At 31.2% G+C, this 14282-nt stretch carries 15 protein-coding genes; 1 reads left to right on the forward strand and 14 read right to left on the reverse strand.

Going from position 1 to position 14282, the window contains the following annotated elements; translation table 11 throughout:
* Positions 1–148 precede the first annotated feature (148 nt).
* Entirely contained in the window at positions 149–1123 is a 975-nt protein-coding gene (gpr, locus tag KPL50_RS18600; protein ID WP_216300046.1) for a GPR endopeptidase, read from the reverse strand.
* Positions 1124–1381: 258 nt separating this feature from the next.
* Between gpr and rpsT the strand changes: the two genes are divergently transcribed.
* Complete coding sequence (rpsT, locus tag KPL50_RS18605; RefSeq protein ID WP_164955963.1) at positions 1382–1654, forward strand: 30S ribosomal protein S20; 273 nt, start codon at positions 1382–1384, stop codon at positions 1652–1654.
* 38 nt (positions 1655–1692) lie between these two features.
* On the opposite strand, the gene holA is transcribed toward rpsT, so the two are convergent.
* The 13 genes from holA to KPL50_RS18670 form a co-directional block, all read right to left on the reverse strand.
* Entirely contained in the window at positions 1693–2727 is a 1035-nt protein-coding gene (gene holA / locus KPL50_RS18610) for a DNA polymerase III subunit delta (protein ID WP_216300047.1), read from the reverse strand.
* A gap of 20 nt (positions 2728–2747) precedes the next feature.
* The gene (locus KPL50_RS18615) at positions 2748–4511 is read right to left on the reverse strand and encodes a ComEC/Rec2 family competence protein (RefSeq protein ID WP_216300048.1); all 1764 of its coding nucleotides are present in this window, start codon (positions 4509–4511) and stop codon (positions 2748–2750) included.
* 44 nt (positions 4512–4555) lie between these two features.
* A complete protein-coding gene (locus KPL50_RS18620; protein ID WP_216300049.1) occupies positions 4556–4798 on the reverse strand; it encodes a hypothetical protein in 243 nt (80 codons plus the stop codon).
* Between the two features lie 123 nt (positions 4799–4921).
* Positions 4922–7414, reverse strand: coding sequence for a cation-transporting P-type ATPase (locus KPL50_RS18625; protein ID WP_216300050.1), 2493 nt, complete (start codon positions 7412–7414; stop codon positions 4922–4924).
* Positions 7415–7531: 117 nt separating this feature from the next.
* Positions 7532–8077, reverse strand: a complete 546-nt coding sequence (locus tag KPL50_RS18630; protein ID WP_216300051.1) for an MORN repeat-containing protein — start codon at positions 8075–8077, stop codon at positions 7532–7534.
* A gap of 159 nt (positions 8078–8236) precedes the next feature.
* On the reverse strand, positions 8237–8401 hold the full coding sequence (locus tag KPL50_RS18635; RefSeq protein ID WP_165413721.1) for a zinc-ribbon domain-containing protein: 165 nt from the start codon (positions 8399–8401) through the stop codon (positions 8237–8239).
* A gap of 193 nt (positions 8402–8594) precedes the next feature.
* Positions 8595–8774, reverse strand: coding sequence for a hypothetical protein (locus tag KPL50_RS18640; RefSeq protein ID WP_216300052.1), 180 nt, complete (start codon positions 8772–8774; stop codon positions 8595–8597).
* Positions 8775–8994: 220 nt separating this feature from the next.
* The gene (locus KPL50_RS18645) at positions 8995–9615 is read right to left on the reverse strand and encodes a V-type ATP synthase subunit D (RefSeq protein ID WP_216300053.1); all 621 of its coding nucleotides are present in this window, start codon (positions 9613–9615) and stop codon (positions 8995–8997) included.
* A gap of 1 nt (position 9616) precedes the next feature.
* A complete protein-coding gene (locus tag KPL50_RS18650) occupies positions 9617–10999 on the reverse strand; it encodes a V-type ATP synthase subunit B (RefSeq protein ID WP_216300054.1) in 1383 nt (460 codons plus the stop codon).
* A 50-nt stretch (positions 11000–11049) separates the two neighbouring features.
* Positions 11050–12807 (reverse strand): V-type ATP synthase subunit A, encoded by a 1758-nt coding sequence (locus tag KPL50_RS18655; protein WP_216300055.1) that lies wholly within the window; start codon positions 12805–12807, stop codon positions 11050–11052.
* Positions 12808–12859: 52 nt separating this feature from the next.
* Positions 12860–13471 carry a V-type ATP synthase subunit E gene (locus KPL50_RS18660; RefSeq protein ID WP_216300056.1) on the reverse strand — a complete coding sequence of 204 codons (612 nt, stop codon included), beginning with the start codon at positions 13469–13471 and terminating at the stop codon, positions 12860–12862.
* A gap of 31 nt (positions 13472–13502) precedes the next feature.
* Entirely contained in the window at positions 13503–13811 is a 309-nt protein-coding gene (locus KPL50_RS18665; RefSeq protein WP_216300057.1) for a V-type ATP synthase subunit F, read from the reverse strand.
* An 18-nt stretch (positions 13812–13829) separates the two neighbouring features.
* A complete protein-coding gene (locus KPL50_RS18670) occupies positions 13830–14255 on the reverse strand; it encodes an ATP synthase subunit C (protein WP_216300058.1) in 426 nt (141 codons plus the stop codon).
* Positions 14256–14282: the final 27 nt, after the last annotated feature.

The following is a 14282-nucleotide window of genomic DNA, read 5'->3' on the forward strand; positions in this document are numbered from 1 at the left end:
ATTAACTTCCATAAGTTTAAGGATAGAAAGACAAAGGCTTTATTTTTCAAAGATGCAATCTAATTCCTATTATTACCAATTAGGTTTTTCCATAAGTCAGTTAACACTATCTTTTACAATATATATGAGGGAATATAAAAATTTATTACTAGTTCAAGAACTTATTTATGTCCTCAAGGTTCAGTGCTGGCTGCAAGGCTATATTAAGGCCGTTTGCAATAATTTTAGAAAGAGAATTTATAACCATATCAATTTCCTTTGGTGTAACTACAAGATTACCAACATATGGATTTAATATCTCAGTTATCATCTTTTGCTTTTCTTCCTTATCAATGGATTTTAGCATATTGTAAAATTCTCCCCCTGAATTTGCGGTTCTAATCATCTCATCAAGTACTAAGTCAATTGTATCATTGGCTAGTGTTGCTGCATCCACAACTGTTGGAACCCCAATAGCAATAACAGGCACTCCTAGAGTTTGCTCGTTTATTTGCATCCTCCGATTTCCTATTCCAGCTCCCGGAGAAATTCCAGAAGTCCCTATTTGTATAGTTCTATTCACCCTATCCATTTTCCTAGAAGCTAATGCATCAATACAAATTACTAAATTGGGTTTAATTTTTTCAACCACACCTCTTATAATTTCGCCTGTTTCCATACCAGTTATTCCTAGTACACCAGGTGATAAAGCACATACTGGCCTTATACCTTCATCTATTGAATCCGGCACTAATTGTTTTAAGTGCCTAGTCACCATTATTTTCGATACAACTTTGGGGCCAATAGCATCAGGAGTAACATTCCAATTACCAAGCCCAACCACAAGGGCCGTCATACTATCTTCTAATTTAATTAAGGGCTTCAATACCTTTCCCATTACAATACTTACCCTGTCCATAGCCTCGCCATCATAGTGAACAAATTCTGGAATATCAATAGTTATATATGTACCCTTTGGTTTTCCCATCATTTTTTCTCCAACATCGCTAACTATTTTTACATTCGTAATTTTAATATCGCCCTCGTTATACTCCTCTACATCAACACCTTGCATCTGTCCATTGCTTTCTGCACTGTATATCTCTTTAGCTTCAACTGCTAAGTCTGTTCTTATGCTTATCATAATTTCACCTCAACTAAATTTTTAATATTAGCTTTTCCTAATAGTGTTTTCCTATTCTTATAAAAATATTTATTTAATTTTACATTTCTATAAAATTTAACATTAAATTAAAATTTCTATATATAGGATAAATTTCACTTGAAGTGCTTTAATTTTAATGCTATAATATCAGTTGTCTATTGTCTAATAAATAGACTCGTATGCAGTTTTCCCCAAAACTGCTGATACGGATTAAATACAAAGGGGGGTGAAAATTAAATGGCAAATATCAAGTCAGCAAAAAAGAGAATTAAAGTTACTGAAGTTAAGACTTTAAGAAATACAATGATTAAATCTGCTTTAAAAACTAAGATAAAGAAATTCGAAACAGCTGTCGTTACTGGCAATGTTGAAGAAGCTAAGGTTACATATGCAAACGTGGTTAAAGCTTTAGATATGGCTGTAACAAAGGGAATACTTCACATCAATAAAGCAGCAAGAAGAAAGTCAAGACTAGCAGCGAAGTTAAACAACTTAAGTTTAACTGCATAATAAACAACCGGTGATGTCCACCGGTTTTTATTTTTTTGTTACATAACAGTCTTTATCATAAAGACCTCAATATTTATCTTATTATCAGTGGACGTACTTTTCAGTGTTTTTTCCGTATCAACACATAATTCAATATTTTTCTTTAGCCCTTTCAAAGTAAACTTCATACTCTGCGATATCATTTTTTCACAGATATAAGGATGAAGCTTTAACTCACTTGCCAAAATTTCTTTTGATTTCCCGCTTTCAATACCTAATTTAATATTAAATAAAAGGTTGAATTGCCTCGCTATCATAAATAGTATGAGTGGAATCTTCTCTCCCTTATAAATAAGCTCATTTAAAATATCTAGAGCTCTCTTAATATTTTTCTGAGACAAATAATCTACTAAATTAAAGATATCATTATCACTCTTTTGGGGCATCATAGCAAAAATATCATCTTTTGTAATATCTCTTCCCTCTGCATAAGAAACTAATTTTTCTACTTCGTTAATTATAATGTCCATATTATTGTCTACTTGGCTACAAAATAGTGTAAGTTCTGATTTTCCTATTTTGCTACCCGCAGCTTCAAATAAATCCCTACATTTTTTTTGAAGGACTTCGCCTTTTAATTTATCAACTTTTATAACACAGGCTTTTTTGTCTAATTTTTTAATTTTATTACTTGGTTTCTCTCTGTCACTTGAAAACACATAATATACAATTAAAACACAATGAGGCGCGGGATTGTTCAAATATTCGTTTAACAAGTGGAAGTTCTCACTTTTCAAATCCCCTGATGTTTTACTTCCGCCACTATCATCTAAAAATGATGCTCTATATACAACCACTACTTTTTTTTCACTCATAAAGGGCATGGTTTCACAGGCATCAATAATCGTCTCAAAATCAGCTTTATTACCATCAAATTTTGAATAATTCAAATCCACAAAATCACTTTTTAATACCCTATCCGTTACAAATTTAACATGGTGTTTTATTAATTTTTCATCCGACCCACAAAATACATAACAATTATCTAATTCATTTTTCTTTAACTTTTTCTCTAAATCCGTAAAATTAATCAAAATATTCCCACCAACCCCTGTTAAAATTTTAAAATTTTATTTCCTATAATTATATATTTATTTATTATTGTACCTGTAGGTACATAAGTTTCATCCTTTTTTAGTTTAATAATGTTTTTGTATGCTACAATTTCACTACCAGTACTATTAAATACCAGTTTATCATTAAAAACCTCCAGATTAGGTTTTATATTTGAGTTTTCTAAAAAGCATACTTGTGCTTCTAATTTATTACCATGACTAATTAACCTAATAATACTGCTACCAGAAAGGTTCATAGTTGAGTCTCCCTGGTAACCTTGAAGAACTTTTTCTGCTTCTACATGCACTTTTAAATCCCCAACATTGATATTACCTGTGGTTACTGCAATTGTATCCCTTCTATATTGTACTAAAACTATATCATTGTTATTTACATTTATATAGCTAATCTCTGGAAAAACTTTATAATTTTGATATGCAAAAACAAAAATAACACATAAGGGAAGGTACTTAAATTGTATATATCCACTTTTAACTCCAAGATAGCATAGATATAGCCCAAATACAACTAAACTCTCTATATAAGAAACGTAAATTATTCCTGGCAACATTATGCCTAGGATCTTTTGAATAAATTCTATAATTGTTAAAACTGTATACAACCCATAATTCACTAAATTAAGCAACCAATGAAATCCACTGAGGACCAGCCCTATATTACCTAAAACCACAACTACTGTATAAAAAGGTAATAATAATAAGTTGCTAAAAAGAAAGCCTAAACTAAAAGTTTTCAGTGCAAAAACTGCATAGGGCAATGAAAATATTTGAGAACTTATACTTAAACTAAAAGATTCATTTAAAGTGGCGGGCAGTTTATAGAACACCTTTTTTATTTTCACATTAAACAATATAATTCCAAGAACACAGAGAAAGGAAAGCATAAACCCAATATCAAGAATATAGAAAGGCCTAAATAACAATAGTATTATTGCAGCTAGGCTGATAGAGGAAAGACTATCGTATTTTTTATAAACTTTACTTGATATTTTTAATATAAAAATCATTATAAAAGCTCTTATAGTAGAAGCTTGCCCCCCTGTAAATATCATATATGTAAAAGAAAATAAGAGAGCAACTTTATAACCAATAATAATTTCTAAGGCTTTATATACTATTGACATATGTAGTCCTGATACACTTATAACATGACTGATGCCTAATTTTTTAAAGTCCTCCTTTTGTGCTTTTTCAATAAAGCCGCTGTCTCCGAAACATACAGCCATAACTAATGCAGTTTTTTCCTTTCCGAGTATTACTAAAAATTTCTCGTATAAGTCCCTTCTAAAGCTTTCAATCCTTGATATTAAATCCTCATTACATATCTTATAGTCATTAACTATATAGCTTCCAACTATGCCTCTTTCATACACTGGTATTTTTTTAAAATTTCCACTTATCCAAACATTTCTTCCTTCAGTTAATTTAAAAATATTACCTTCCAAAATAATTTTCTTATTACTCGCTTTTGCATAGCAATAATAATTACTTTTGTCTGAAATTCTCACTTTTAATCTTTGCGCACTTGGTAAGTTAATATTAAAATAAGAATAATAGTTTATAGCAGAAGTTATAAAAAAACAGACTATCAGATAAAAAAATTTTTTATCTGTTGTAAAATACATAACAGCTAAAAAAGATGCAGCTATGACTGCACCTAAAATAGGACTATTAATTGTGATAAAAAAAATAAAGCATCCCATAAAAATTGATACTGCATAATACACTAAGGGTCTAGCCATAATATACTGTAGTACTTGAAAATTTATTTATTAAAAAGAACATGTTAATTTGTTCCATCCTTTTCTATTTCTATTATAATCTCAACATTGTGGATATTAGGAATTGCATGAATATGTTTTACATGAGGTATTCCAGTTTTATTTCTTATTTTAAAATAATTATAAGTAATTTCCTGTGCCGCACTTTCGGATAAATTATTATAATTAGTATAATATTCTCCTTCTGGTATATCTAAAAAAATCGTGTTACTTCCTATTACCTTTGTTTCAAATATATTTTCAAGCATTTTCACACCTCCACAATTTTATTTTATCCAATAAATATTCAAATTAATCAGGGTATTTTTACTTGTTTTTCATTTCTTGAGCTGACCTAGAAACCTTTTGTCACACTTGTTATTTTTATCACATTAATTAAGCACATTAACAAAATACATGAAAACAAATATACACTGCAATAGTAAATTTATAATCATCAAACTAAAAGAAATTTTATTTTTCGAAAAATGTTTTTCATATATTAGGGTTGTAGCGAATAGATTTTGGTATAAAATAAAAATAATAAAACCAATAGGAGCTGTGCTACTAATATCAAACTCACCTACTAAATCCAAAATTAAAAAATATATTATACTAATTATGAATGAACTTTTTATAGAAACTTTTTTTACATACTTATAATTAATATTTTTCATGGCTTGATTAGTATTCCTATTTTGCAATAGAATCGAAAGCCCAGTGCAAGGCATAATTATAAAATTCAAATATACAATTTCAATAAGTGTAAATGGCATGCTCCCCCTAGTAATTAAACACAGTAATATAATAAGGATTTCACTGAGCCCAGCCACACTAAGAAATAAGACAAATTCACTTATGTAGTTAATAATCTTTTTACTATGATGAACTAAATTAGTTATTTCACTTAAATCATTTTCTTGTAAAAATAAGCTTGATAGTTTTCTTACTACATTACTACATTCATTTCCTGTTGAAATGGATATGCTGGAATTAGAAAGGTATTCCAAATCAGTTAACCTATCCCCTACTGACGCTATAGAATAGCCTTTATAATTTAGGCAGTTCACAATCTCACCTTTATGTTTAGTAGAAATTTTAGAGAAGATGCTAACGCCCTCAATATTTTTTTCAAATTCTTCTTTGTCCATATAATCTATTTCTATACCTGATAAAATTTCTTCTTTTTTATGGGTAAGCCCTATTTGTCTTCCAAAAGCTAAACAAGCTAGTTTATTATCTTCTTCATCTATAATAAGCCTAATGTTTGTGTCCACACAGCTTTCTACTGCTGCATAGGAACTATTTTTTATAGGATTCTCAAAGCTCATTAGACCAACAAAAACTAAATTACTTTCAATATTTTCATCAATGCTAGGTTCATAATTGAAATTCCTATATCCAAAGGATATAACATTATAAGCACTATTAGACATCCCTATATGAACATTTATAATGCTTTCAATATCGTTTTCTTTAATTTCTTTTTCTACCCCATTAATTAAAATATGAGTACATTTATTTAATAGACTATCAAGACTCCCTGATACATTAGCTCTATATCTATCCTCGATCTTATTTACAACAGTTTTTATCAGCCTATCAGAATCATAGGGTATTTTAAAAACTCTTTTTTGTTTACTTTCTAGTAGAGTTTTTCCTGGAAAATTTTCATCGCAAAATTCAAGAATTGCATATTCTGCTAAGTTCTCAATAGAATTATCATTGCCCCTATAGGACTTCCCTTCAATGGAGAGTTTAGCATCATTGCAAAGTAATGCTATACTGATTATTCTTTCCATATTATCATCCATAATAATTGTTTGTTTTTGCACATCAACAAGCATATTGTCACAATACACTTGTCTAAAGATAAGTATATTCTCCGAAATACAACCAATCTTTTTTGTAAATATTGTAGTAATATTCCCGAGAAAATATATAGCAGAAATACTGTTTATGTATATATTCTTCTTCTTAAATCCATGGAATGTAATATTAAGAAAAAGAAATAATATTATAATATAAATTGGAGAATAAAATGTCATAAAAACATATATAAGAGAAGTTATCATTTCCTGGACTAAAAATTTATTGGATAGTGTAAATAGTAAAGTTATTGCACCCGCTATTATAGTAATAAGAGCTGCATTATTTGCAATTTTATTTAAACTTTTAGTAAAAACCCTATTATCATTTTTGTATTCCATTAATGCACTTGCAATTTTACCAATTTGCGTATTCATTCCCGTAGCAATAACTATACCTAATCCAGATCCTTCAGTGACAACAGATGATTTAAAAACCATATTCTTTATTTGAGAAAGATTCATTACTCCTTCATCTATCTTCATAGAGTATTTTTCCACTTCATATTTTTCACCGGTTACAGCAACTTCTCTTACCTTGAGATCTTCGCATTCTATTATCCTAACATCAGCTGCCACATAATTACCTTTTTCTAAAAAAAACATATCTCCAACTACTATTTCTTCACAAGCTATTTTGCATCTTTTTCCATTTCGCAATACATAAGAAAAAGCTGTATTTAAATTATCAATTGCCATTAAGCTTTTTTCACCACTGTAGTCTCCATTAATTAACAATATAACACTAATTATCATTAATAAAGCTACAACACATGCTATAATAGGTAACTTGTTGTAGACTAACATAGCTATAAAAATGAATGATACAACCATCCATAATTGTCTTATCTCGCCAATAATCAAAGTTAAAAGGCTTTCAATTTTGGGCTTTAATATAAGGTTTTCGCCATAAGTTTCCCTCATATGTTTAATTTTATTTTCAGTTAACCCCAAACTAATGTCTGAATCTAAAATTTTCACTACTTTTGTCATTGTTTTTCCATACCATTGTTTCATATTACCCAACCTACCCTTTAGCATTTTTCACATATTATAATATTCGTTGAATAAATAGGAGACTTTAGCATAAAAGCTAAAGTCTCACAATCTTATAGTACAATATAGCAATGGGTTTTACCTTATCAATTGGTTGTTTTTAGATAACCCCATGACTATTTCTCCATCAGCGTATATGTACATCCCTTGACCTTCTCTTTCATCATTTTGCCACTGGCCTATATATTTATCTCCCTGGGACCAAGTATGGATCCCTTCGCCATGCCTAAGTCCATCTTTCCAGTCGCCTATATAAGTATCTCCATCTGGCCAACTACAAATGCCTTGACCAGATTTTTCACCATTCACCCAATCACCTGTATATTTTTCACCATCTGGCCAGCTATATATTCCACTTCCATGTTTTTCATCATTACTCCACTGTCCTACATATCTTTCTCCCCCTGAAAAAATAAGGGTTCCCTCACCGTGCATTTGATTATTACTCCATTGACCTACATATTTACTTCCATCCGTATAAGTAAAAGTCCCTTGCCCACTTTTTACGCCCTCAAATCTTTCTCCCTCATAGGTTCCTCCATGAATATGTTCAATTTTAGGTATTATAACGTTACTCATTTTAATTTTATCCAAACCATCATTATGTACTTTAATTTTTTTCATATGATTGTCACTCCTTTTCCCTCGGCATATTTCCCTTGTTATTTTTTCGCCACATCTATAATATACTATATCATGCTTCCATGAAAATTATACAATCTATTTTTGCAAAATAAAAACCTGTAGGAATTAATCCCTACAGGTATTTTTTATTAGATAATATTATCTTTGAAATCCTCTATTGTTTTGTTGTTTTTTAGCTCTTCTACAATCAGGACATCTTTGTGGTTCATTTTCGAATCCTTTTTCTTTGTAAAATTCCTGTTCACCCTCAGTGAATACGAATTCTTGTGAACAATCTTTACATACAATAGTTTTATCTGCCATTTAAACATTTCTCCTTTTTAATTATATTAAGATTTAAGAGCTGATTTACTTTATATGCCTAAAAAGGTAATGTTTAAATCATATTAAATCTTGGTGCTGATGATTTTGCAATCTCAACTCATTTAGAATAACATATCTATTATCTATTTGCAATACTTTTCTTCAAAATACTTATAAAAACACTAAATATTTATTATTTATTAATTCGAGCTAAAGCTAAATTAATTGTTCCTTTAACAAGATCAATGGCCTGTAGTTTGCTATGTCCTTTATGTTTTATTTCCTCTTCTTCTTTTCTAGCTATTGCCTTAAATGGATATTCTTTTTCATTATTTTCAAAAACTTCTATTACATAGCCTCTGTATTCTTCCATATTCCACCTCTTATTATTTATTTAAAATGTTGTTCTTAATTATATATTTCTCATATATTATTTAAAACTAAACAGTAATTTAACTTAAAACTTTTAAACACTTTAGCATTTAATTTATTGTCCATAAACTCTCTTTTAATTTTCCTGTTTTATCCTCCTTTTCTAAATTCATTATAGCACATTTAGAATAATTTGAATATTCTTTTATTAAATTTAACTACTAATCTTCTTTTCTATGTTTCTTTTTTACTACTTTTAGCCTGAAAAAATCTTCTCTTTCTTTTTCTTCTAAAACTTCTGTAACAAATTTTACAATTTCCTCAAATTTAGGAATTTGAATATTTTGAAGTGCATTGGCTCTCTTTTGAGTTTTCTTAACTTCCATGGCTAATCGGTACACAGCATTCTCTACTTCTGCTAGCTCATATGTTAAATATTTTACATTATTAAATTCTTGCATTGCCTCGTCAATAGAGGCATTTGTTCTGTAAAATCCATACTTTGGTTCTATTTCTTTTCTCTCGAAAATAATTTTTGGAACTTCTACTCCCATAACACTTTTAAATAAAATCTCATAATCTTTAGCTTCTTCTACAGTCATAGCTATGTCTTGTATATCTGTTATTCCTGAATTTATATTTGCAGATTGCAGCGCTTTATATGCCTTTGAAAAAGTCATATTTACCTGATTCTGAAGTTCATGTGCCTTAGATACATAAGACATCATTTCCCTTATAAGTACATTCCTTTTTTTATCTAATAGTTCAAAGCCTTTTTCAGAAAAATCCAAAGAATTTTTAGCAGCCATTAATGTAGATTTAGTTGGTGCGAAGGTTTCCATATTACTTCACCACTGCTTTATAATATTTCTCTAAAATTTTAGGTGAAACCCTATCAAGCTCATTACTCGGCAATATACCAAGAATCTCCCAAGCTAAATCTAAAGTTTCCGTCATATCCCTATTTTCATCATAGTCCTGTTTTAAAAATCTTTCTTCAAAAGCTCTGCCAAAGTCCATATATACCTTATCTATTTCTGAAAGCTCATCTTCTCCTATAACTTGTGCTAGGGCTATTACATCTTGTACTCTAGAGTATGCTGCAAATATTTGATTTGATGCATCTCCATGATCTTCACGAGTAAAACCTTCACCAATACCATCTTTCATAAGTCTAGAAAGTGAGGATAAAATATTCACTGGTGGATATATGTCTCTTTGCTGAATTCCTCTACTTAAAACAATTTGACCTTCTGTTATGAACCCTGTAAGGTCTGGCACTGGATGCGTTATATCATCATTAGGCATAGTGAGTATTGGTATTTGAGTTATACTTCCTTTTTTCCCTTTCATCATACCAGCTCTTTCATATAGTGAAGCTAAATCAGAATATAAATATCCTGGATATCCCTTTCTACTTGGAACTTCTTCTTTTAAGGAAGATAGTTCTCTTAGTGCTTCACAATAATTAGTCATATCTGTAAGGATTACAAGTACATGCATATCTTCTTCAAAAGCTAAGTATTCTGCAGCCGTAAGCGCACATCTTGGAGCTATTATCCTCTCAACTATAGGATCATCTGCTAAGTTTGTAAACATAACTACCTTTTCCAGCACTCCCGCTTCTTCAAAACTTTTCTTAAAGAAGTTAGCATCATCATACTTTATACCCATAGCTCCGAATACTATACAAAATTTTTCATCTACCTCACTAGAAACTTTTGCTTGCCTTACTATTTGCGCCGCTAGTTCATTATGAGCCATCCCATTTCCAGAGAATATAGGAAGTTTTTGCCCTCTTATTAAGGTAGCAAGGCAGTCTATAGAGGATATTCCTGTTTGTATATAGTCTCTAGGGTATCTTCTAGCTACTGGGTTCATAGGCCTTCCATTTACATCATATTTTTTTGAAGAGTAGACTTCTCCACCATTATCGCGTGGATCGCCTATTCCATTAAATTCTCTACCTAATATATCCTTTGTAATAGCTATTTTAAAGGATTCACCTTTAAAATGCACTGACGTATTGTCCACAGACATCCCTGTTGTTGTTTCAAAAACTTGCACTATAGCCTTGTCTTTATAAATTTGAACAACCTTACCTTTTTTTTTATATTTTCCCTCCACCAATATATCAACGATTTCATCATAGGCTACATCTTCTACATTAGAAAGTATAATTAAAGGTCCTTGGACTTTATTTAACATTAAATATTCTTTCTTCATACTGCTTTATACCTCCTTACTAATCTCCCTAGGTATATATTATTTTCTACCTATCTATATTTTTCAACAAGTCCCTCAAAATAATTTGCGAGTTCTCTTTCTAAATCATCTATTAGTTCTGGGTTATCATTGGGTACATTGTATTTCATTTTATAAAGCTTTTCCATTAATTCTTTATTCATTATAACGGAAATTGGTATGGAAGCTTTTACTGCCTTGCCTCCCATATCATAAAAGGATTCTATAGCTTTAAGCATCTTATATTGTTTATCTAAAGGTACAAAAGTGTCTACAGCATTATAGGCATTTTGTTGGAGAAATGCGATCTTAAGGCATTTAGCTACCTCTATAATGAGCCTTTGTGCATCCGGAAGCACATCTTCTCCTACAAGTTTAACTATCTCTAGAAGCTTATTTTCTTCATATAAAAGCTTAAGCATCTTTGCTCTTAAATCCATTACGTCTTCCGCCACATTTTCCTCATACCAGTCCTTTAAAAGTGAAGTGTAGCCGCTATAACTAGATAGCCAGTTTATTGCGGGATAATGCCTTGCATAAGCTAGCTTTTTATCAAGACCTAAAAAGGCAGAAACGAATCTTTTAGTATTTTGAGTAACAGGTTCTGAGAAGTCTCCACCAGCAGGTGAAACTGCACCAATTACAGTAACAGAACCTTCGCTACCATTTAAGTTTTCTACGTAACCTGCCCTTTCATAAAACTCTGCAATTCTTGATGGAAGATAAGCTGGATAACCTTCTTCAGCAGGCATCTCTTCAAGTCTTCCTGAGATTTCTCGTAAAGCTTCTGCCCATCTTGAAGTTGAGTCTGCCATTATAGCAACGTGATATCCCATATCCCTAAAATATTCTGCTATAGTTATGCCTGTATAAATACTTGCTTCTCTGGCAGCTACCGGCATATTTGATGTATTAGCTATAAGCACCGTCCTATTCATAAGTGGCAGGTTTGTTCTAGGATCTATAAGTTTCGGAAAATCTTCTAGAACTTCTGTCATTTCGTTTCCTCTTTCTCCGCAACCGATATAAACTATAATATCCGCATCAGACCACTTGGCAAGCTGATGTTGGGTTATAGTCTTTCCAGTACCAAATCCTCCAGGAATGGCACAAGTACCCCCTTTTGCCAGTGGGAAGAATATGTCTATTATTCTTTGTCCTGTAATAAGAGGTTTAAAAATAGTCTTTTTATCTTTTACTGGTCTTGGATTTCTTACAGGCCAGTATTGGTAAAGTTTAAGTTCATGAATTTCTTCATCTTGTTTCAATTTAACTACTGTGGTTTCTATGTTGTAGTTTCCATTTTCACATACCTCTATTACTGTTCCAAAGACCCCTGGCGGAACCATTATTTTATGCATAATAGATTCAGTTTCTTGAACACTTGCATATATATAGCCTTCTTTTAATTCATCTCCAAGAGCTACGTTAATATCTACATACCAAAGTTTTTCTTCATCAAGAGAAATTAGACCTATACCCTCTGGTAAAAAGCCATAAGACATTTCATTTATCTTTTCTAGTGGCCTTTCAATTCCGTCAAATATATTTCCGAGTATTCCTGGTCCCAGTTTAAGAGAAAGAGGACTTCCGGTAGAAATTACAGGTTCACCTATTTTAAGCCCACTAGTTTCTTCATAAACCTGAATAGTTGCGTAATCTTCTTCCAATATTATGATTTCACCTATGAGCTTTTTATAGCCTACCATAACCATTTCTCTCATTTTAAAGCCCTTCATGTGCTCAGCTTTTATAACTGGACCATTTACTCCCATTATATTTCCTTCCATGTTTTTCCTCCCATTCATAGTTCAGTGGACAGATGAGAATTCCAGCTGATTCTTAAGCTAGCATTTCCATAACTCTAACACCAATTATTTCTTTACTTTCTTCTAATTTGGAATATAGACTATTATCTATTTTAAATTTACCTTCAATGTCTTTTAGTATTATTCCGCCTATAAAATCTCTTTCTGAAATCTTTATTTCGGCATCGCGATCATTATACGCCTTGAGTACTTCCTCAATTTCGCTTTGAAATTTTTCATAATCCCTTTTGAGTATTATAATGTAGTATTCTCCACTACCTATTTCCTTTAAAGTCTTTTCTAATATACTTAGAAAATAAGGTTTGTATTCCGATAAAGAGGCAAATTCTACTAGCTTTTGCCCTACATTTTCTAAGGCCTCTTTAATCAGTTTTTCCTTAAGAAATAATATTTCTCTTTGCTTATTAAGTCTTTCTTTTGCCACTATACCATTTGCTTTAATATTAGATTTTTTTGTCACTTCTCTTTGAAGGTTTCGCCTAAGCACTTCTATCTTTTCTTTTTCTATATTTATTCTTTTTTCAGCCTCTAAGCTGAAGGCTTCTAGCCTTCCTTCTTTTTCTTCATTTACCTTGTCATATATTATCTTAGAAAACAAACTTATCTTATCTTCGATGGTGGTCATAACCAAACCTCCTGCAATTCTCATGTTCTTATTATAACTTAAGCCCTATAGCCTCTTTAACATATCTTAAAATAGCGTCGCTACCCTTATTCCAACCATGCCTGTCTGGAATTTCTACCAAAAGAGGTCTTTCCTTGGACAACTTTATGAGGCTTACCTCCTCGGGTATTAGCGCCGCAATTTTCTCTGTTATTATTATTATTCCTATTGCCTGATTCTTTTTTAATTCTTCAATTTTCTTAACTATTTCTTCTTTTTCATGAAGAATAATACCTTCTAGTCCTGCCATTTGCATACCTACAAAGGTATCTACATTATCACTTATTAAATAGCTTCTCATAAGCCTATCTCCTAAAAATTATAATTTTGAAAGTATCATTATAGATATAATAAGTCCATATATAGCAATACCTTCTCCAAGACCAACAAAGATAAGAGTTTTTCCAAGTATCTTTGGATCTTCAGATACTGCACCTAAGGCTGAAGACCCAACGGCACCTACTGCATAGCCTGCGCCAATAGTTGCAAGTCCTGTAGAAAGTCCAGCTGCTAAATACCCAAGTCCTGCAGCAGGGTTCACTGCTACCACCTCTGCACCGCGGGCTACGCTTGGAATATTTACTATTAAAGCCCCCATCATAACTGGTATAAATACACCTAAATTTATTTTAAGCGCTTTTTTAATTTTTTGTTTTCCTAAAAGATCTATCTTACTTTGCTGAACAACTCCATAAGTAATAGTCGCTATAACAACACAAAATGTTAACATTAATAATATAGTCATATTCGTTATTCCTCCTTCTAATATCAA

This window comes from Clostridium sp. CF012, from assembly GCF_018861755.1.
In the GTDB taxonomy this organism is placed as follows: Bacteria; Bacillota; Clostridia; order Clostridiales; family Clostridiaceae; genus Clostridium_AD.